Source organism: Enterobacter cloacae complex sp. IR53030 (assembly GCF_049238365.1).
In the GTDB taxonomy this organism is placed as follows: Bacteria; Pseudomonadota; Gammaproteobacteria; order Enterobacterales; family Enterobacteriaceae; genus Enterobacter; species Enterobacter kobei.
Map to the genome: position 1 here is coordinate 1 of NZ_JBMKHA010000004.1, position 19,482 is coordinate 19,482.

The following is a 19,482-nucleotide window of genomic DNA, read 5'->3' on the forward strand; positions in this document are numbered from 1 at the left end:
TAGTCAATTAAATTCAATCACTTACATAGGCGTTTTTTTGCGTTTGGTGACTTATTCGCACCTTCCTTAGACGTTGTCTGGATTAACCTCCGGACGCGCATACTCCGGCCAGACCAGCACCACAAGTTCGGGGTAGGCTTCCAGACTGAACTCACGAAAACACTGGCGAAGGTTTAATACGTCCAGGTCTGAATACGAGACCTTCTCTCCGTTAAGACAGCGCTTTTTGATATTGTCGTAATATTTATAAACCGCTGAATTCAGGTCGCTGCAACGACGCTGCGCCTCAAACAGACCGGGCGTGTCATTAATTTCGGACATTTTCATACGCTTAATTGTCGCGTGTAAAAAGTCGATATATTCGTGATTTACCCGCCAGTACCAGACAGGCGTAACAGAGTTCATCAAAACAGAGAAATGGTCTTCACCTTCCTCTTTTGTCATCAGTTCAGGCTGTGGAGGTTCACTGGTGTCTTTCGACACTTTCGTTTTATTGAACTCCTGCATCAATAAAAGCACACCAGCGGTCAGTAATAGTAATGTGATGACCGTAAAAAAGATGCTGTTCATGGGTTGGCTCCATTTTTTTTGATTTTAAAATTGCCTCATGATATTGTCAACGAATCTCACGCCTTTACCAACCCCACCCTGTTGAAAATAAAGGAAATTAAAAAATGCTGCCCGACTATCTCGTCCCGGCTAAGTACCACATTACGCCTGTGGAACAGCAACCGACGGAAGAAGAAAAAAAGGCCAGTTTCACTCAGGGGAAAAGAAAGCTCTCCGATTTCGAGCCTGATATATTAATTGGTGTTTCCCGCACTGGCAAATCCCGTAATATGTTGCTGGAGGAGCACGATCGCCATATAAAAGACCGCTTATTTCGCGCTATAAAAATTGAGGCCTTCGTCCACCTGCTGAATGACCTCCAGGCTGAAGGCGAAATAGATGCCCAGAAACTAAGTCAAATAATGGCTGAAAAAACAAAAGAAATAAATGAAGCGGGCAATGAAATTTGGCTTAATCTAATTACGCGTGAAAAAAACAACCCTATTTTTTATACCCTTGGGGAAGATTAACGTGAAAGAAGTTAAAGACAACGACGTTTATTTGACTTTAGATGATAAAAAAAGTGATGAATTTATCTTAAAGCAAAATCTCGACGCCCTGAGAAACACAAAAAATATCGAGATGACGCGTATTACGCAAGACCTGGTATCGATTCCGGCGACGCTGGTGCGGCTGAAATGGCAGAATCGCCGCGAGATTTACCCGCTACAGGTCAAAGAAGAGATTTACGGTGCGGTGATAAATAGCCTCATCGAGCAGCAACCCGAGCTGAAAGAGAAGCTGCTGGGCCGGCTCGAGGCCAACTATCAGTATCTGCTTGCCAGAGAAGTCGCCACCCTGCGCCTGACGCGCAAGCTGTCAGCCGGTGAGTACCGTACCTCAAACGTCACCTGCGTTGCGCTCGACGAAGACACGCTGGCAACCTCCTCTGCCGCGCAGACGGATAATAAAAACGCATAAACCGACAGACATAAAAAAAGCCGGCTTTCGCCAGCTTCTTTACTATTTTTTGGCCGCTTTCTCTTCGCCGACCAGTCCAATCTTCAGATAACCCGCCTGATGCAGCGTGTCCATCACCTTCATCATGGTTTCGTAGTCGACGGTTTTGTCCGCACGGAAGAAGACGGTGGTGTCTTTCTTGCCGCCGGTTAGCTGATCCAGCGCCGGAATAACCGAAGCATCCGTTACCGGGTCGTTACCCAGGAACATCGATTTATCCGCTTTCACAGAAAGATAGATGGGCTTTTCCGGACGCGGCTGCGGCTGGCTGGACGAGGCCGGCAGATTCACCTTCACGTCCACCGTCGCCAGCGGCGCAGCGACCATAAAGATAATCAGCAGAACCAGCATGACGTCAATAAACGGCGTCACGTTGATCTCATGCATTTCACCGTTATCGTCCAGATTTTCGTTTAGACGCATCGCCATAATATCAACCTACGCGCAGTTTAGACGCCGCATGCACCGGTTTCACGGCGCTGGCATTCAGGTCGAGATCGCGGCTTTGCAGCAGCAGAACCTGAGCGGCAACGTCACCGAGCGTGGCTTTGTAGCTGCCAATCATACGCGCGAAAATGTTATAGATAACGACGGCCGGAATCGCCGCGACCAGACCAATCGCCGTCGCCAGCAGCGCTTCTGCGATACCGGGCGCAACAACCGCCAGGTTGGTGGTTTGGGTCTGAGCGATACCGATAAAGCTGTTCATGATGCCCCAGACCGTACCGAAAAGACCGACGAACGGCGAAATTGCGCCGATGGTAGCCAGATAACCATTACCACGTCCCATGTGTCGGCCAACGGCCGCAACGCGACGCTCCAGACGGAAACCGGTACGCTCTTTAATGCCTTCGTTATCTTCACTGCCAGCGGAGAGTTCCAGCTCGTTCTGCGCTTCGTTCACTAACAGGGTGGTCAGGCTTTTTGCGTGGAAGGATGAGGTCATATCAGACGCCTGATCCAGAGAGCGGGCTTCTGCCAGCTGCTGCTGTTCCCGCTTGAGGCGACGCTTCTGCGAAAGCAGCTCGGCGCTTTTGCTGAAGAAGATAGCCCAGGTGACAACGGACGCCAGAATCAGGCCGATCATCACAATCTTAACCACGATGTCAGCATGTTGATACATGCCCCAAACGGAGAGATCCGTCTGCATCAAATTATTACCCACTCTGTATCTCCAGGACGCAAATCACAAAATCTGAACGTAATAATATCAAAACGTCGTCGAATTGATAGTAGTTCTCATTAGTATTTGCATGGTGCCGTAATTTTCGCTCACTTTCCTTGCGCTTACGCAGTAAAAATTTCTTATGCGGTTTTTTGCTAATATTTTCTGCTTATTCGATAAGCATGCGGGTGCAGTTTTTCACAATCGTGGTAGTCTGGACGTCCAGACGTATAAAATAGGGTTAGCGAACATGACTAAGAAGCATCTTGATACCACGCTGGTACAGGCCGGACGCAGCAAAAAATATACGCAGGGTTCGGTTAACAGCGTGATTCAACGCGCCTCCTCCCTGGTGTTTGACACCGTTGAGGAGAAAAAAATCGCCACGCGTAACCGCGCAAAAGGCGGGCTGTTTTATGGCCGTCGCGGCACGCTAACCCATTTTTCTCTGCAGGAAGCGATGTGCGAGCTGGAAGGCGGTGCGGGCTGCGCGCTGTTCCCGTGCGGTGCGGCTGCGGTCGCCAATACCATTCTGGCGTTTGTGGAACAGGGCGACCATATCCTGATGACCAACACCGCCTATGAACCCAGCCAGGACTTCTGCACCAAAATACTCAGTAAACTCGGCGTCACTACCGGGTGGTTCGATCCGCTGATTGGCGCAGGCATTGCCGAACTTATTCAGCCAAACACGCGCATCGTGTTCCTGGAGTCTCCCGGTTCAATCACCATGGAAGTGCACGACGTACCGGCTATCGTGAAGGCCGTGCGCAGCAAAGCGCCGGAGGCGATCATCATGATCGACAACACCTGGGCGGCGGGCGTGTTGTTTAAAGCGCTGGAATTCGACATTGATATCTCGATTCAGGCGGCGACGAAATACCTGATTGGCCATTCAGACGGGATGATTGGCACAGCAGTGTCTAACGCGCGCTGCTGGGATCAGCTGCGTGAAAATGCCTACCTGATGGGCCAGATGGTCGATGCAGATACGGCCTACATGACCAGCCGCGGTATCCGCACGCTGGGGGTTCGCCTGCGTCAACACCATGAAAGCAGCCTGAAAGTGGCAGAGTGGCTGGCTCAGCATCCACAGGTTGAGCGCGTTAATCATCCTGCGCTTGCGGGCAGTAAAGGCCATGAATTCTGGCAACGTGACTTTACGGGCAGCAGCGGGTTGTTCTCGTTTGTGCTTAAAAAACGGCTAGATAATGACGAACTGGCAAACTATCTGGATCACTTTACCCTCTTCAGCATGGCCTACTCCTGGGGCGGTTTTGAGTCCCTGATCCTGCCTAATCAGCCGGAGCAAATCGCGGCTCTGCGCCCTGGCGGCGAAGTGGACTTCAGCGGCACCCTGATTCGCCTGCACATCGGTTTAGAAAATGTGGACGATTTAATTGTGGATTTATCAGCAGGGTTTGAACGTATCGTGTAGAGTGCTCGCTGAAAATGTACTCCCCTGACGCTTTTCTTAACACTGCAAGCAGAAAAGTCTGCATGAGTTGCGCCTGCGATCAATCCCGGCAGGTATAATTGGGAGTACAATAGCGTTATCTCTGCTGTTCCACAGGAAAGTCCATGGCTGTTATTCAAGATATTATCGCGGCGCTCTGGCAACATGATTTTGCCGCACTGGCGGATCCGCACGTTATAGGCGTCGTCTATTTCGTGATGTTCGCAACGCTGTTTCTGGAAAATGGATTACTGCCAGCCTCGTTTTTACCCGGTGACAGTTTGCTTTTGCTTGCCGGGGCATTGATCGGTAAAGGCGTTATGGACTTTACGCCAACGATGGTTATCCTCACCTCTGCCGCGAGCCTGGGCTGCTGGCTGAGCTATCTGCAGGGCCGCTGGCTGGGGAACACGCGCGTCGTGAAAGGCTGGCTGGCGCAGTTACCGCATAAATACCATCAGCGGGCGACCTGTATGTTTGACCGACACGGCCTGCTGGCGCTGCTGGCCGGACGTTTTCTGGCTTTTATTCGCACCCTGCTGCCCACCATGGCGGGTATTTCCGGCCTGTCGAACCGCCGTTTTCAGTTCTTCAACTGGCTGAGCGGCCTGCTTTGGGTGGGGGTCGTGACCACGTTAGGCTACGCGCTGAATATGATCCCCTTTGTGAAACACCACGAAGATCAGGTCATGACCTTCCTGATGGTGCTGCCGATTTTCCTGCTGGTAGCCGGGCTGGTGGGAACCATTGCGGTGGTGATTAAGAAAAAGTACTGCAGCGCATAAACAAAAGCCGGGTGGCGGCTACGCCTTACCCGGCCTACGTTTCTCGTCAGGCGCCCTGCATCGTTCGTATACGCGACGCATCTTCTCCCGGCGTGACGCCGAAATAGCGCTTAAACTCCCGACTAAACTGCGACGCACTCTCATAGCCCACCCGCATTGCCGCCGCGCTGGCCTTCATGCCGTCGTGGATCATCAGCATCCGCGCCTTATGCAGCCGGTAGGTCTTGAGGTATTGCAGCGGCGAGGTGCTGGTCACCGATTTAAAGTTATGGTGAAACGCCGAGACACTCATGTTCGCTTCCGCGGCGAGCTGATCGACGCTGAGGTTTTCCGTGTACTGGCTCTCAATACGCTTGAGCACGCGGCTTATCAGACTGAAGTGGGTCTGTCGGCTCACCAGCGCCAGCAGCGCTCCCCCGCCGGGGCCCAGCAGCACATGATAGAGAATTTCGCGAATGATCTGCTTGCCCAGGATACGCGCGTCCAGCGGCCGCTCCATGACGTCCAGCAGACGCTCGATGGCGCACAGGATCTCTTCAGACAGCGTGGCCGAGTTAATCCCGCTTGAAGCCATCGACGGCTGGAAGAGTTCATCTTCGCCTATCTCCATCAGCAGTTCCTGCAACTGAAGGATATCGACATTAACGCGAATACCCGCCAGCGGGACCTCCTCTGTCGCGAAAGTTTCACATTCAAAGGGTAAAGGTACTGTCAGGAGCAGATATTCATTGGTGTCGTAGCGGAACACGCGGTCATTGATATAACCAATTTTATGGCCCGAAAAGAGAAAAACGATGCCCGGCTGGTACATCACTGGCGTGCGCGTCCCGGGCTGCGTGCCATAGAGCAGGCGAATATCAGGCAACTGATCGCTGACACTATTTTCATTATCTATCAGTCTCTTAATCTGCGCGGTAAGCTGATGGCAGATCGCTTCACGGTTCATTTTTCGTTACTCCGGGTACGTTTTCCGACTTTCACAGTTTGCGCACTTTCCCGACGTTTCTCCAGCGCTCTGTAGAAATGGGCAAGACATTGGCAGGAATGTGCATTGAGAGCATAGCCCCGGACCGCCACAATGTGCAGCATCAGGCAGGCATCAGTGCCGCCACGGTTTTTCACCCACTAAAGGGAACGAGCAATGAACAATTTTAATCTCCATACCCCAACCCGCATTCTGTTTGGCAAAGACGCAATCGCTGACCTGCGTGCGCAGATCCCCGCTGATGCGCGTGTCCTGATCACCTACGGTGGCGGCAGCGTGAAAAAAACCGGCGTGCTGGATCAGGTTTACAGCGCCCTGGACGGTCTGGACGTGCGTGAGTTCGGCGGCATCGAGCCAAACCCGTCTTACGAAACGCTGATGAATGCGGTAAAAATCGCCCGTGAAGAAAGCATTACTTTCCTGCTGGCGGTCGGTGGCGGTTCCGTTCTGGATGGCACGAAGTTCATCGCGGCGGCAGCACACTACGCTGACGGCGTTGACCCGTGGCACATCCTGGAAACCCGCGGCAGCGACATTAAAAGCGCAATCCCGATGGGCTCCGTGCTGACCCTGCCAGCCACCGGTTCCGAATCCAACAAAGGCGCAGTGATCTCCCGTAAAACCACCGGTGACAAACAGGCCTTTATGAACGAGCACGTGCAGCCTGTCTTCGCTATCCTCGACCCGGTTTACACCTATACCCTGCCTGCACGTCAGGTAGCGAACGGTGTGGTTGATGCCTTTGTTCACACCGTTGAGCAGTACGTGACCTACCCGGTGAATGCCAAAATTCAGGATCGTTTCGCGGAAGGCATTCTGCTGACGCTGGTTGAAGAAGGTCCGAAAGCGCTGAAAGAGCCAGAAAACTATGACGTTCGTGCCAACGTCATGTGGGCGGCAACGCAGGCGCTGAACGGTCTGATCGGCGCAGGCATGCCGCAGGACTGGGCGACCCACATGCTGGGTCACGAACTGACGGCGATGCACGGTCTCGATCACGCTCAGACGCTGGCGGTGGTTCTGCCTGCGCTGTGGAACGAAAAACGGGATACCAAACGCGCCAAACTGCTGCAGTACGCAGAGCGCGTGTGGAACATCACCGAGGGTTCTGACGATGCGCGTATTGACGCGGCCATCGAAGCGACACGCAACTTCTTCGAAAGTCTGGGCGTACCAACGCGCCTGTCTGGCTACGGCCTGGATGGCAGTTCTATCCCTGCTCTGCTGGAGAAACTCGACGCGCACGGCATGACCCAACTGGGCGAGCACGGTGACATTACGCTGGACGTCAGCCGCCGTATCTACGAAGCGGCACGCTAAGCGTTTTTGTCCTCCCGACTTTCGTTTTTTGACATTTCGTCCAGACTTAATGCACACCCCATCGCCGGAGCCCCCCTCCGGCGATGCGCACCTGAAGGAGGAAAAATGGCAAACCAAACCGTAATCAAGCTGCAGGATGGCAACGTGATGCCCCAGTTGGGGCTAGGTGTATGGAAAGCCGGTAACGACGAGGTCGTCTCCGCCATTCATAAAGCCCTGGAAGTCGGCTATCGGTCAATTGATACCGCCGCCGCCTACAAAAACGAGGACGGCGTAGGCACTGCACTGGCCAGCGCCGGCGTCCCCCGCGATGAATTATTCATTACCACGAAACTGTGGAATGACGATCAAAAACGCCCTCACGAAGCCCTGCAGGAGAGTCTGGAGAAACTTCAGCTCGATTTCGTCGATCTGTATCTGATGCACTGGCCGGTTCCCGCCATCGACCATTATGTTGATGCCTGGAAAGGGATGATTGAACTGCAAAAAGAGGGGTTGGTGAAAAGCATCGGCGTCTGTAACTTCCAGGTTCATCACCTGCAGCGCCTGATTGATGAGACAGGCATCGCACCGGTGATTAACCAGATCGAGCTGCACCCGCTGATGCAGCAGCGCCAGCTTCACGCCTGGAATGCGACCCACAAGATCCAGACCGAATCCTGGAGCCCCCTGGCGCAGGGTGGCGAGGGGGTCTTCGATCAGAAAATCATCCGCGACCTGGCGGATAAATACGGCAAAACGCCCGCACAGATCGTCATTCGCTGGCATCTGGACAACGGCCTGGTCGTTATTCCGAAATCAGTCACGCCATCACGTATTGCCGAGAACTTCGACGTCTGGGATTTCCGCCTGGACAAAGATGAGCTGGGTGAGATTGCGAAGCTGGAGAAGGGCAAACGCTTAGGGCCGGACCCGGATCAGTTTGGCGGTTAAAAAAAGCCGGGTGGCGGCTTCGCCTTACCCGGCCTACGTGTCTACATAAAAAACCCCGGCTTGCCGGGGTTTTTTATTTACGCTTTGCGCTTCACGGGCTTCTTCGCATTCGAATTACCGTTCGAACGCTGATGCACAATCGGCGTGTGCTTGGTCAGCGCCGGGCGCGTATTGCGGTTCTGGCGACGCGCTTCGCGCATCTCATCCAGCGTCGGGGCCGGTACCAGGCAGTCGCGGCGTGAACCGATCAGGTGTTTTTTACCCATCTCTTCCAGCGCCTGGCGGATCAGCGGCCAGTTTTTCGGGTCATGATAACGCAGCAGCGCTTTATGCAGACGACGCTGTTTATCCCCTTTTGGCACCACCACCTCTTCACTCTTGTAGCCAATCTTACTCAGCGGGTTCTTGCCGGTGTAATACATGGTCGTCGAGTTGGCGAGCGGTGACGGGTAGAAGTTCTGCACCTGATCCAGACGGAAGCGACGCTGCTTCAGCCACAGTGCCAGGTTCACCATATCCTCATCACGCGTGCCGGGGTGCGCGGAGATGAAGTACGGGATCAGGTACTGCTCTTTGCCCGCCTGCTTTGAATACGTGTCGAACAGCTCTTTAAAGCGGTCATAGCTGCCCATACCCGGCTTCATCATCTTCGACAGCGGACCTTCTTCGGTGTGCTCCGGTGCAATCTTCAGGTAGCCGCCCACATGGTGGGTCGCCAGCTCTTTGATGTAGCGCGGATCTTCCACGGCGATGTCGTAACGCACCCCGGAGGCAATCAGGATCTTCTTGATGCCCTTCAGGTCGCGGGCACGACGATAGAGATTGATCGTCGGCTCGTGGTTGGTATCCATATGCTCGCAGATGCTCGGATAGACGCAGGAGAGACGACGGCAGGTTTGCTCCGCGCGCGGCGACTTACAGCGCAGCATATACATGTTCGCGGTTGGACCGCCAAGGTCGGAGATCACACCGGTAAAGCCTGGCACCGTGTCGCGAATCGCTTCGATCTCATTGATGATCGAATCTTCAGAGCGGCTCTGAATAATACGGCCTTCGTGCTCGGTAATAGAGCAGAATGAACACCCGCCGAAGCAGCCGCGCATGATGTTGATCGAGAAACGGATCATCTCATACGCCGGGATGCGGGCGTTGCCGTACGCCGGATGCGGTACGCGCTTGTACGGCAGCGCAAAGACGCTGTCCATCTCTTCGGTGGAGAGCGGGATCGCCGGCGGGTTGATCCAGATAAAGCGCTCGCCGTGCTTCTGCATTAACGCGCGGGCACAGCCCGGGTTGGTTTCGTGGTGCAAAATACGGGACGCATGGGCGTAGAGAACTTTGTCAGCCTTCACCTTCTCGTAAGACGGCAGCAGCACGTAGGTTTTTTCCCACGGTTTCGGGCGCGGCGGCTGCACGACAATCGCCTTTGCTTCCGCTTTCTTTGGCTCAACCGGTTTATTATCCGCACACGGCAAATCTTCGCCGTACGGGTGTGGGATAGGATCGATTTTGCCCGGCATATCAATGATGCGGGAATCCACCCCGCTCCAGCCCGGCAGCGCCTCTTTCACCATGATGGCCGTATTGCGCACGTCGCGGATGCTGCTCACCGGTTCACCTTGCGAGAGACGATGCGCCACTTCCACCAGCGGACGTTCACCGTTGCCGTAAATCAGCATATCGGCTTTGGAATCCACCAGCACCGAGCGGCGAACGGTATCTGACCAGTAGTCGTAATGCGCGGTGCGGCGCAGACTCGCCTCAATGCCGCCCAGGATCACCGGCACGTCTTTCCAGGCTTCTTTACAGCGCTGGGTATAGACGAGGGTAGCGCGGTCCGGACGTTTGCCCGCCACGTTATCCGGCGTATAGGCATCGTCATGGCGCAGCTTACGGTCGGCGGTATAGCGGTTGATCATCGAATCCATGTTGCCCGCGGTCACGCCGAAGAACAGGTTCGGTTTACCCAGACGCATAAAGTCGTCTTTGCTGTTCCAGTCAGGCTGGGAGATGATCCCCACACGGAAGCCCTGCGCTTCGAGCATACGGCCGCAGATGGCCATGCCGAAACTCGGATGGTCAACATAGGCATCGCCTGTGACCAGAATGATATCGCAGCTGTCCCAGCCAAGTTGGTCCATCTCTTCCCGGGACATCGGCAGGAACGGCGCCGGTCCAAAGCAGGCCGCCCAGTACTGGGGCCAGGAGAAGAGGTCACGATCCGGCTGGATCAGGGAAATGGCGCTCATAATGCTTCCGAAGAAAAAATAGACAAAAGGAGCGGGATTATACGCTGTTCATCCATCCAATTTGAAGAAAAGGATGCAGGAAGCAGACATAAAATCGCGGAAGTCGTTAAAATACAGCGCCCTGTTAATTTTGCATCATAATTACCCCTGACGCCTCCGGTTCTCTGCCGCCGGGAGGCATTCTGGCGTGGAGTTTCCGTGTGAAGTTCAACGATTCGTTACATGTGTCTCAACTGCGGGTTGTGCTCCACCTCTGCGGTTTCCTGGTTCTGCTGTACAGCCTTTCAATGCTGCCGCCGATGGTCATTGCCCTGCTGCACAAAGAGCGGACCTACTTTGCGTTTTTAACCACGTTTCTGACGTTTTTCAGCCTCGGGGGGTTAACCTGGCGGGCGACCCGTCACGCTGGCATACAGCTGCGCACCCGTGACGGTTTCGTGATCATTGTGCTGTTCTGGCTGCTGTTTTCAGTGATCAGCGCCATGCCGCTCTGGATGGATGATGGTCTGCATCTCTCTTTTGCGGATGCGCTCTTCGAAGGGGTGTCCGGAATCACCACCACCGGGGCAACGGTGATCGGGGACGTCAGCGCCCTGCCTAAGTCGTACCTTTATTATCGCGCCCAGCTCAACTTCATTGGCGGGTTAGGCGTCATCGTGCTGGCCGTCGCGGTACTGCCGCTGCTGGGCATCGGGGGCATGAAGCTGTATCAGTCAGAAATGCCCGGGCCGTTCAAAGAGGAGCGCCTGACGCCCCGGCTTGCCGATACTGCGCGTACCCTGTGGCTGACCTATTTCGCGCTGGGCGTGACCTGCACGCTGGCCTACTGGCTGGCGGGGATGCCCGTTTTTGACGCCATCTGTCACGGGCTTTCAACTGTGTCACTGGGCGGGTTTTCTACCCGCAGCGAGAGCATTGGCTTTTATGACAGCCACGCAATTGAACTGGTTGCCGGGGCCTTTTCGCTGCTTTCTGCCTTTAACTTTACCCTCTGGTACGTCGCCATTGTCAGACGCACCCTGAAGCCGATCCGCCGCAGCCCGGAGGTCAAATTCTTTCTCAGTGCCGCCGCGGTGATTATCCTCATCACCGCCTGGCAGGTCTGGCATGCGGGAATGTACAACCCGACGGATAGCCTGGTACACGCATTCTTCCTTGCCAGCTCGATGATGACCGATAACGGTCTCGCGACGGCCGACTATGCCCAATGGCCTGCCCACACCATCTTTTTACTGTTGAGCGCCAGCTTCTTTGGTGGCTGCGTCGGCTCGACCTGCGGCGGGATCAAAGCGCTGCGTTTTCTCATTATGTTTAAGCAGAGTATTCAGGAGATGAATCAGCTGGCCCATCCGCGCGCGCTGCTGAGTATTAAGGTGGGCAAAAGCGTGGTGAATGAACGCGTTCTGCGTTCGGTATGGAGCTTCTTTTTTCTCTACGTGATGATTACCGGATTTTTTGTCTGGGCGCTTAATCTGATGGGCTATGACCTGTTTACGTCATTCGCCACGGTTGCCGCCTGTATCAACAATATGGGGCTGGGTTTTGGCGAGACAGCATCAACGTTTGGCACCTTAACCGAAGGGGCAAAACTGCTGATGTGCGCGGCAATGATCTTAGGGCGTCTGGAAATCTACCCGGTGCTGATTCTGTTCTCGCGCTTTTTCTGGCGGGCATAACACATTCCCGGCGAACCGGGAATGTCAGGGGGTTATGGCGCGGGGTTGATCAACATCTGCCCCACGGAGCCCCTATCCATCATCTCCAGCGTCTGGCTATGGAACAGGAACGGGAAGTGCGGCCACGAAGGCTGACCATAGTAGACAAGCAGTTCGACCTGACCATCCACCCAGACGGTATCTTTCCAGCCGCGATCTTCCGGGAACGGCATCGCACCGTTGACGTTACGGATCAGGAAGGACCCCCCTTCAATATGGAACGACTGCGGCATATCTGAACGGACCGTCCAGCGCTCCCAGGTGCCCTGCTGGGCGGTGATGTCGATACGGTTGACGTCCCACAGCGCGCCGTTGATGCCCGGATCGTCGCCCAGGCTGATATCACGGCTGCGCACCGGCGAACCGCCCATGATCTCCTGCGGCAGCAAACGCATCGGCAGGCTATCGGTGACCAGCGGCAGCAGGCCGGTTGGACGCAGGGTTAACACCAGCGTGGAGACCAGAATGCTCGACGGCTCGAAGAACCCGCGAATACGGTCAACAATGCTCGCGGCTTCGCCACAGGTGACAGAGACTTCATCCCCGTTGGTCATATCCACCAGAATTTCCCGACGTTCCCCCGGCGCCAGCGCCAGTTGCTTAACGGAGACCGGCGCAGGTAAAAAGCCCTGGTCACCGGAGATCACGTGGAGCGGGCGGCCATCGCTCATCTGCAGCTGATAACGACGGGAGTTAGAGGCATTAAGCAAACGCAGACGCACCCAACCGCAGGAAACTTCGACATACGGGCTTTGCGCACCGTTTACAAGCAGCGTATCGCCAACAAAGCCACCGCTCCCCGGCTCGCTGTACTCCGGCGTGCCAAAGTTATCCAGGCGCTTGTCCTGAATAATGATCGGGAAATCATCCACGCCGTAGTGGTTCGGGATCGGCAGCGACTTGCTGACCTCATCTTCCACCAGCCACATCCCGGCCAGACCGTTATAGACCTGCTGCGCCGTGCGGTTAGGCGTGTTAGCGTGATACCACAGCGTTGCCGCGCTCTGGCGGATCGGCAGGACGGGTGCCCAGTCGGCGTTGGGAGACATCATGCGCGCCGCGCCACCGATCAGCGGGCCTGGAACCTGTAAACCGCTGATGGTCATGGCAACATTTTCAGTGGTGCGGTTGCTGTAAATGAGCTTAACGTCATCGCCGTTCCACACGCGAACGGTTGGCCCGAGGTAGCGCCCGTTAATGCCCCATACCTGCGCGCGCGTGCCCTGGGTAAAGGACCAGTGGCTGCGCTGTAGCGTCAGAAATAGCGGCTGGCCGCGACGGGATTCAATCAACGGCGGAATGGGCAGCGGCTGTTGCTGCCCGGCGGCGCTGGCTGTCAGCGGCATCGCACCCGCACAGAGGGCAATCCCCGAAGCCTGAATAAACTGACGCCGACTGAGTGACATATAAGCTCCATCTGAAACGACTAACAACGCGGGAATTCGTTTTCCCTTTAACGCCGGATTAAATCTTACCGGCGGCTTCTCTTTCTGCGACTTCTTTGTCCAGCTGCGCAATACGCTGAGCCATCAGCTCGCGGCAATGTGCTGCCAGCTCGCGTACCTGGTCTTTACCGTATTTGCTGGTATCGACAGGCGGCAACATTTCGACAATCACCAGACCATTATTCAGGCGGTTGAGATTAATCTTATTCGAAGTATTGGAAACGCACACAGGAATAATTGGAACACCCGCCGCAATTGCGGCATGAAAAGCGCCCGTTTTAAACGGCAGCAGGCCACGCCCACGGCTACGCGTTCCTTCCGGGAACATCCAGATGGATATTTTGCGCTTTTTAAAATGATTCACCACTTCCGCAATGGTGCTGTGTGCTTTTGCGCGGTTATTACGGTCGATCAGCAGGTTACCGGTCAGCCAGTACAACTGGCCAAAAAACGGGATCCACAGCAGGCTCTTTTTCCCCACCGTCACGGTCGGCGGCAGAACGATATTGGAGGCCGTCACCATATCGTAGTTGTTTTGATGGTTGGCGATATAGATGGCATTACCGAAGTTCTCTGCCCCTTCAGGCAGGCGTTTTTCAACCTTCAGACCAAACAACGGTGCAAGGCGGCCGAACATATGGCCGAAGGTGGCAACGTGCTTAGGATTGCGCGGGCTGAACAGGCAATAAATTGAGCCGAAAACACAGACCAGAATACAGTAGATAACGGTAAGAATAAGACGAACAATATATAGCATAGCGACCTCTGAAGCCCCAACAGCTGACAATTATACTTCACCTGTGGCCAGGTAAGGACTTTATTACGAGCGCGTATTGTTAATCGCAACGCACGAATTAACAACGATTTTACGGGAAATTTTATTGAACTTCCCCCTCCGGACGGAGGGGGATATCACGAGACTACTCTTCGCTGTCACCCGCGCTGCTGCGCGCCGGTGAATCTATCTCCACACGGTCGATACGCTGCAGGCCGCGCATCAGCGAACCGCGACGACCGCGTTCGCCCACCACTTTCTGCAGCTCTTCCGGGCGCAGTTTGATCTTACGCTTGCCAACATGAATGGTCAGCGTGCTCTGCGGCGGCAGCAGGAAGAGGTGCGCCAGACCATCTTCACCTTTCGCGGCTTCCGCCGACGGGATGTTGATGATCTTGTTGCCCTTCCCTTTCGACAGCTCCGGCAGGTCGCTGACCGGGAACATCAGCATGCGTCCGGCGGAGGTGATCGCCAGCAGCATATCGCTTTCGTTCTCGATCACCAGCGGCGTCATCACGCGAGCGTTGTCCGGCAGGCTAATCAGCGCTTTACCGGCACGGTTACGCGACACAAGATCGTTAAAGGTACAGATAAAGCCATAACCCGCGTCAGACGCCATCAGCAGCTTCTGGTCATCGGCCTCCATCAGCATATGATCAACCGTCGCCCCCGGCGGCAGCGTCAGCTTACCGGTAAGCGGTTCGCCCTGGCCGCGCGCGGAAGGCAGCGTGATAGGGTCGATGGCGTAGCTGCGACCAGTGGAGTCGATAAACGCCACCGGCTGGTTACTCTTGCCTTTCACCGCCGCTTTAAAGCTGTCTCCGGCTTTGTAGCTGAGACCCGGCGCGTCGATATCATGGCCTTTGGCGCTGCGCACCCAGCCGCTTTGCGACAGCACAATGGTCACCGGCTCGGAAGGCTGCATGTCATGCTCGTTCATCGCCTTCGCTTCTTCGCGCTCGTGCAGCGGAGAACGACGATCGTCGCCGAAAGCATCAGCATCCGACTGCAGCTCTTTCTTCAGCAGGTTATTCATCTTGCGCTCGGACGCGAGGATCGCCTGCAGCTGATCGCGCTCTTTTTCCAGCTCGTTCTGTTCACCGCGGATCTTCATCTCTTCCAGTTTGGCGAGATGGCGCAGTTTCAGTTCGAGGATCGCTTCCGCCTGCGTCTCGCTGATGCCAAAGCGCGACATCAGGGCCGGCTTCGGCTCGTCCTCGGTACGGATGATCTCAATGACTTCGTCGATATTGAGGAACGCCACCAGCAAACCTTCGAGGATATGCAGGCGCTTCAGCACTTTCTCCAGACGATGGTTAAGACGACGGCGGACCGTATCGCGACGGAACGTTAGCCATTCGGAGAGGATCTCCAGCAGGTTTTTCACCGCCGGGCGTCCGTCAAGGCCGATCATGTTCAGGTTGATGCGGTAGCTTTTTTCCAGATCGGTGGTGGCAAACAGGTGGTTCATCACCTGCTCCATGTCCACGCGGTTGGAGCGCGGCACGATCACCAGACGGGTCGGGTTCTCGTGGTCAGATTCGTCGCGCAGGTCGTCCACCATCGGCAGCTTTTTATTGCGCATCTGGGAGGCGATCTGCTCCAGCACTTTCGCGCCGGAAACCTGGTGCGGCAGTGCGGTGATCACCACAGCGCCGTCTTCTTTATTCCACACCGCGCGCATGCGCACGGAGCCGCGACCGTTCTGGTAGATTTTGCGGATTTCCGCACGCGAGGTGATGATTTCCGCTTCAGTCGGATAATCCGGCCCCTGAACGATATCCAGCAGCTCGTCGAGCGACGTTTTAGGCTGCTCAATCAGGGTGATGGCGGCTTTCGCCACTTCACGCAGGTTGTGGGGCGGAATATCTGTCGCCATACCGACCGCAATACCGGTGGTACCGTTCAGCAGGATGTTTGGCAGACGCGCAGGCAGCATCTTCGGCTCCTGCATCGTACCGTCGAAGTTTGGCACCCAGTCAACGGTTCCCTGACCCAGCTCGCCCAGCAGCACATCGGCATATTTAGAGAGACGAGATTCGGTATAACGCATCGCCGCGAAGGATTTCGGATCGTCCGGTGCCCCCCAGTTCCCCTGACCATCCACCAGCGGATAGCGGTAAGAGAACGGCTGCGCCATCAGGACCATCGCTTCATAACAGGCGCTGTCGCCGTGCGGATGGTATTTACCCAGCACGTCACCGACGGTACGGGCGGATTTCTTGAACTTGGCGGTGGCGTTCAGCCCCAGTTCGGACATCGCATAGACGATGCGGCGCTGAACCGGCTTCAGGCCATCCCCGATAAACGGCAACGCCCTGTCCATGATGACGTACATGGAGTAGTTCAGGTAGGCGTTTTCCGTGAATTCATGTAGCGCGAGGCGCTCTGCCATATCGCTCATTACGTGTGATTCCTCAACTCAGAAACCGATGGGTTTCAGGCAATATTGCCGCAGATACTACCCTATCTGACGAGTTGAGTCACAAAGAAAAAGGGCCGGGTGAGCGGCCCTTTTCGGGTTATTTGTTCAGCTTGATAACCTGCTTCACATCGATTTCAAACTCGTTCCAGTCTTTATCGACTTTACCCTGCAGCTCCACTTTATCCTGCGGGGTCACGGTCACGCCGTTCCAGCGCTTGTGGTCAATTTCGACCACCACGGTACCGGACTCATCGCGGAAGGTGTAGCGGTCATCGGACAGGCGCTCGGTAATGTTCCCGCGCAGCTTCACCCAGGCATCGTCCTTCAGATCTTTCACTTTAGCCGCGGTGGTGAGGTTGGCGTTGTTATCGACAAAACCGCCCTGCTGAGTTTGCGTCTGGGCCGGCGTGGCGGATGGGCCACTAAAACCGCCCTGAGCAGCAAAGACCGGCGCGGTGGTCATCATCATGATGGCAGCAATTGCAGCGAATTTTTTCATCGTAATCTCTCCCTTTAATGTCGTTTCGCAGTCCATTAAACAGGGTAATCCTTAACAACTTCTTAAGGGGAAAATTTATTTATTTTTACTGTACACCAGCCGCTTAGAGAGGGTTTACTGGCGGCATCAAGGAGGGAACATGCGCATTTTACTGGTAGAAGATGACAAGCTCATCGGCGATGGCATCAAAGCGGGCTTAAGCAAACTGGGCTTTAGTGTGGACTGGTTTACCGAGGGGAAAACCGGGCAGGCCGCGCTCGCTTCCGCGCCCTATGATGCCGTGGTGCTGGACCTGACGCTGCCGGAAATTGACGGTCTGGACATTCTGCGCGCCTGGTGTGAAGGCGGACACAGCGAGCCGGTACTGATCCTGACGGCGCGGGATGCGCTGAACCAGCGTGTTGAAGGGCTGCGCCTCGGGGCGGACGATTATCTCTGTAAGCCTTTTGCCCTGATCGAAGTGGCTGCCCGCCTTGAAGCGCTGGTGCGCCGCAGCCACGGCCAGACGCGCAGCGAACTGCGCCACGGCAAGGTCACGCTCGATCCAGCGAGCCTTATCGCCACGCTGGATGGCGAAACGTTAACGCTTAAGCCTAAAGAGTTCGCGCTGCTGGAGCTGTTAATGCGTAACGCAGGCCGGGTACTGCCGCGCAAGCTGATCGAGGAAAAACTCTATACCTGGGACGATGACGTCTCCAGCAACGCCGTCGAAGTCCATGTTCATCATTTACGCCGCAAGCTCGGAAGCGACTTTATCCGCACCGTACACGGCATCGGTTATACCCTGGGTGACGCATGAAATTGAGCCTGAAGCTGCGCCTGACGCTGCTGTTTTTAGTCCTCTCTCTGACGGCATGGTTCGCCGCCAGCCTGGTGGCCTGGCAGCAGACCACCCACAAGCTGGATAAGCTGTTCGATACGCAGCAGATGCTGTTTGCCAAACGGCTGCTGACGATGGATCTGGACGAGCTTCATGCGCCGGCGCGCATGCGAGAGGTGCCGAAAAAAGCCAAACACGGGCATCTTGACGACGACGCGCTGGCCTTTGCGATTTACGCTTCAGACGGCACGATGATCCTGAACGACGGCGAAAACGGCCGCGATATCCCGTATCACTATCGCCGTGACGGCTTTGACGACGGACGGCTTCAGGACGATAACGACGAATGGCGCTTTTTATGGCTGACCTCGCCAGACGGGAAATACCGCGTGGTGGTCGGTCAGGAGTGGGAGTACCGGCAGGATATGGCGCTCGACGTCGTCAGCTCACAGCTGACGCCTTGGCTGGTGGCGCTGCCGGTAATGCTGCTGTTGCTTATTGTCCTGCTGAGTCGGGAACTGAAACCGCTGAAAAATCTGGCACAGACCCTGCGCGCGCGCTCGCCGGATGCCACCGATGCCCTGCCCACCCAGGGCGTACCGGCGGAAGTGCGCCCCCTGCTCGACTCACTGAATCATCTCTTTGCGCGTACCCAGGAGATGATGACCCGCGAGCGCCGTTTTACCTCCGATGCCGCCCATGAATTACGCAGCCCGCTGGCGGCGCTGAAGGTGCAAACCGACGTGGCGCAGCTCTCTCAGGACGATCCGCAGGCGCAGGAAAAAGCGCTGACGCAGCTGCACGCGGGCATCGATCGCGCGTCCCGCCTGGTGGATCAGCTCCTCACGCTGTCGCGTCTGGACTCGCTGGACAGCCTGGACGGTGTAGAACAGATAGCGATGGCCGATTTGCTGCAGTCCGCGGTAATGGATATCTACCCTCCGGCGCAGCAGGCGGGCATTGATATTCGTCTGAACATTAACGCGCCAGAGGTGACGCGCACGGGTCAGCAACTGCTCCTGAGCCTGCTGGTACGTAACCTGCTGGATAACGCCACCCGTTACAGTCCGCGCGGCAGCGTGGTGGATGTGACGCTGGATGCGCGTCGCTTTACCGTGCGCGACAACGGCCCGGGTATTTCCCCCGATGCGCTGGCGCGTCTCGGCGAGCGCTTTTACCGTCCGCCAGGTCAGGATGCCACCGGAAGCGGGCTGGGGTTATCCATTGTGAAACGCATCGCCGCCCTGCACGGAATGCACGTCGCGCTGGGCAACGCCCCTGAAGGCGGCTTCGAAGTGAACGTCAGCTGGTAAAAGATTATTGCATTTAACGCAAAAGACT

The 19,482-nt window shown here is 55.8% G+C and carries 18 protein-coding genes; 9 read left to right on the plus strand and 9 right to left on the minus strand.

The window, feature by feature from the left end; genetic code table 11:
• Positions 1–66 precede the first annotated feature (66 nt).
• The gene (locus tag ACOTXR_RS05245; RefSeq protein ID WP_008499806.1) at positions 67–570 is read right to left on the minus strand and encodes an ESA_00282 family adhesion-associated protein; all 504 of its coding nucleotides are present in this window, start codon (positions 568–570) and stop codon (positions 67–69) included.
• A gap of 104 nt (positions 571–674) precedes the next feature.
• Here ACOTXR_RS05245 and ACOTXR_RS05250 point away from each other — a divergent pair, with 104 nt between their 5' ends.
• Together ACOTXR_RS05250 and ACOTXR_RS05255 are read left to right on the plus strand one after the other, a co-directional pair.
• A complete protein-coding gene (locus tag ACOTXR_RS05250; RefSeq protein WP_014885230.1) occupies positions 675–1,079 on the plus strand; it encodes a hypothetical protein in 405 nt (134 codons plus the stop codon).
• A gap of 1 nt (position 1,080) precedes the next feature.
• The gene (locus tag ACOTXR_RS05255; RefSeq protein WP_014885231.1) at positions 1,081–1,530 is read left to right on the plus strand and encodes a hypothetical protein; all 450 of its coding nucleotides are present in this window, start codon (positions 1,081–1,083) and stop codon (positions 1,528–1,530) included.
• Between the two features lie 42 nt (positions 1,531–1,572).
• Here the strand turns inward: ACOTXR_RS05255 and exbD are convergent, their stop codons facing one another.
• Both exbD and exbB read right to left on the minus strand, forming a co-directional pair.
• Positions 1,573–1,998 (minus strand): TonB system transport protein ExbD, encoded by a 426-nt coding sequence (exbD, locus tag ACOTXR_RS05260; protein WP_014885232.1) that lies wholly within the window; start codon positions 1,996–1,998, stop codon positions 1,573–1,575.
• A gap of 4 nt (positions 1,999–2,002) precedes the next feature.
• The gene (exbB, locus tag ACOTXR_RS05265; RefSeq protein ID WP_014885233.1) at positions 2,003–2,734 is read right to left on the minus strand and encodes a tol-pal system-associated acyl-CoA thioesterase; all 732 of its coding nucleotides are present in this window, start codon (positions 2,732–2,734) and stop codon (positions 2,003–2,005) included.
• A 250-nt stretch (positions 2,735–2,984) separates the two neighbouring features.
• Here exbB and metC point away from each other — a divergent pair, with 250 nt between their 5' ends.
• Positions 2,985–4,172, plus strand: a complete 1,188-nt coding sequence (metC, locus tag ACOTXR_RS05270; RefSeq protein WP_058689871.1) for a cystathionine beta-lyase — start codon at positions 2,985–2,987, stop codon at positions 4,170–4,172.
• 143 nt (positions 4,173–4,315) lie between these two features.
• Positions 4,316–4,975, plus strand: coding sequence for a DedA family general envelope maintenance protein YghB (gene yghB / locus ACOTXR_RS05275; RefSeq protein ID WP_014885235.1), 660 nt, complete (start codon positions 4,316–4,318; stop codon positions 4,973–4,975).
• Between the two features lie 46 nt (positions 4,976–5,021).
• On the opposite strand, the gene ACOTXR_RS05280 is transcribed toward yghB, so the two are convergent.
• Positions 5,022–5,921 carry an AraC family transcriptional regulator gene (locus ACOTXR_RS05280; protein WP_014885236.1) on the minus strand — a complete coding sequence of 300 codons (900 nt, stop codon included), beginning with the start codon at positions 5,919–5,921 and terminating at the stop codon, positions 5,022–5,024.
• A gap of 195 nt (positions 5,922–6,116) precedes the next feature.
• On the opposite strand from ACOTXR_RS05280, the gene yqhD reads away from it, so the two are divergent.
• Both yqhD and dkgA read left to right on the plus strand, forming a co-directional pair.
• Complete coding sequence (gene yqhD / locus ACOTXR_RS05285; protein WP_058689872.1) at positions 6,117–7,280, plus strand: alcohol dehydrogenase; 1,164 nt, start codon at positions 6,117–6,119, stop codon at positions 7,278–7,280.
• Positions 7,281–7,385: 105 nt separating this feature from the next.
• Positions 7,386–8,213 carry a 2,5-didehydrogluconate reductase DkgA gene (dkgA, locus tag ACOTXR_RS05290; RefSeq protein ID WP_023331306.1) on the plus strand — a complete coding sequence of 276 codons (828 nt, stop codon included), beginning with the start codon at positions 7,386–7,388 and terminating at the stop codon, positions 8,211–8,213.
• A gap of 77 nt (positions 8,214–8,290) precedes the next feature.
• Here dkgA and ACOTXR_RS05295 read toward each other — a convergent pair whose 3' ends face one another.
• Entirely contained in the window at positions 8,291–10,462 is a 2,172-nt protein-coding gene (locus ACOTXR_RS05295; RefSeq protein WP_023338788.1) for a YgiQ family radical SAM protein, read from the minus strand.
• 200 nt (positions 10,463–10,662) lie between these two features.
• On the opposite strand from ACOTXR_RS05295, the gene ACOTXR_RS05300 reads away from it, so the two are divergent.
• Positions 10,663–12,138: a TrkH family potassium uptake protein gene (locus ACOTXR_RS05300; RefSeq protein ID WP_014885240.1), complete on the plus strand. Its 1,476-nt coding sequence runs from the start codon at positions 10,663–10,665 to the stop codon at positions 12,136–12,138.
• 32 nt (positions 12,139–12,170) lie between these two features.
• Here the strand turns inward: ACOTXR_RS05300 and ftsP are convergent, their stop codons facing one another.
• The 4 genes from ftsP to ACOTXR_RS05320 form a co-directional block, all read right to left on the minus strand.
• The gene (gene ftsP / locus ACOTXR_RS05305) at positions 12,171–13,583 is read right to left on the minus strand and encodes a cell division protein FtsP (protein WP_200923708.1); all 1,413 of its coding nucleotides are present in this window, start codon (positions 13,581–13,583) and stop codon (positions 12,171–12,173) included.
• 58 nt (positions 13,584–13,641) lie between these two features.
• On the minus strand, positions 13,642–14,379 hold the full coding sequence (plsC, locus tag ACOTXR_RS05310; protein WP_014885242.1) for a 1-acylglycerol-3-phosphate O-acyltransferase: 738 nt from the start codon (positions 14,377–14,379) through the stop codon (positions 13,642–13,644).
• A 163-nt stretch (positions 14,380–14,542) separates the two neighbouring features.
• Entirely contained in the window at positions 14,543–16,801 is a 2,259-nt protein-coding gene (parC, locus tag ACOTXR_RS05315) for a DNA topoisomerase IV subunit A (RefSeq protein WP_058690384.1), read from the minus strand.
• 118 nt (positions 16,802–16,919) lie between these two features.
• Positions 16,920–17,321 (minus strand): YgiW/YdeI family stress tolerance OB fold protein, encoded by a 402-nt coding sequence (locus ACOTXR_RS05320; RefSeq protein WP_014885244.1) that lies wholly within the window; start codon positions 17,319–17,321, stop codon positions 16,920–16,922.
• Positions 17,322–17,460: 139 nt separating this feature from the next.
• Between ACOTXR_RS05320 and qseB the strand changes: the two genes are divergently transcribed.
• Both qseB and qseC read left to right on the plus strand, forming a co-directional pair.
• Complete coding sequence (gene qseB, locus ACOTXR_RS05325) at positions 17,461–18,120, plus strand: quorum sensing response regulator transcription factor QseB (RefSeq protein ID WP_222834711.1); 660 nt, start codon at positions 17,461–17,463, stop codon at positions 18,118–18,120.
• Positions 18,117–19,454 carry a quorum sensing histidine kinase QseC gene (gene qseC / locus ACOTXR_RS05330; protein WP_058690385.1) on the plus strand — a complete coding sequence of 446 codons (1,338 nt, stop codon included), beginning with the start codon at positions 18,117–18,119 and terminating at the stop codon, positions 19,452–19,454. Before qseB ends, qseC begins: the two co-directional genes overlap by 4 nt.
• Positions 19,455–19,482: the final 28 nt, after the last annotated feature.

Bases quoted from the DNA above. Each gene is read 5' to 3' on its own strand.
- yqhD (WP_058689872.1), top strand. From the start codon at position 6,117: ATGAACAATTTTAATCTCCATACCCCAACCCGCATTCTGTTTGGCAAA.
- ACOTXR_RS05320 (WP_014885244.1), bottom strand. From the start codon at position 17,321: ATGAAAAAATTCGCTGCAATTGCTGCCATCATGATGATGACCACCGCG.
- ACOTXR_RS05245 (WP_008499806.1), bottom strand. From the start codon at position 570: ATGAACAGCATCTTTTTTACGGTCATCACATTACTATTACTGACCGCT.
- plsC (WP_014885242.1), bottom strand. From the start codon at position 14,379: ATGCTATATATTGTTCGTCTTATTCTTACCGTTATCTACTGTATTCTG.
- exbD (WP_014885232.1), bottom strand. From the start codon at position 1,998: ATGGCGATGCGTCTAAACGAAAATCTGGACGATAACGGTGAAATGCAT.
- qseC (WP_058690385.1), top strand. From the start codon at position 18,117: ATGAAATTGAGCCTGAAGCTGCGCCTGACGCTGCTGTTTTTAGTCCTC.
- ACOTXR_RS05280 (WP_014885236.1), bottom strand. From the start codon at position 5,921: ATGAACCGTGAAGCGATCTGCCATCAGCTTACCGCGCAGATTAAGAGA.
- ftsP (WP_200923708.1), bottom strand. From the start codon at position 13,583: ATGTCACTCAGTCGGCGTCAGTTTATTCAGGCTTCGGGGATTGCCCTC.
- dkgA (WP_023331306.1), top strand. From the start codon at position 7,386: ATGGCAAACCAAACCGTAATCAAGCTGCAGGATGGCAACGTGATGCCC.
- ACOTXR_RS05250 (WP_014885230.1), top strand. From the start codon at position 675: ATGCTGCCCGACTATCTCGTCCCGGCTAAGTACCACATTACGCCTGTG.
- ACOTXR_RS05295 (WP_023338788.1), bottom strand. From the start codon at position 10,462: ATGAGCGCCATTTCCCTGATCCAGCCGGATCGTGACCTCTTCTCCTGG.
- qseB (WP_222834711.1), top strand. From the start codon at position 17,461: ATGCGCATTTTACTGGTAGAAGATGACAAGCTCATCGGCGATGGCATC.
- yghB (WP_014885235.1), top strand. From the start codon at position 4,316: ATGGCTGTTATTCAAGATATTATCGCGGCGCTCTGGCAACATGATTTT.
- parC (WP_058690384.1), bottom strand. From the start codon at position 16,801: ATGAGCGATATGGCAGAGCGCCTCGCGCTACATGAATTCACGGAAAAC.
- metC (WP_058689871.1), top strand. From the start codon at position 2,985: ATGACTAAGAAGCATCTTGATACCACGCTGGTACAGGCCGGACGCAGC.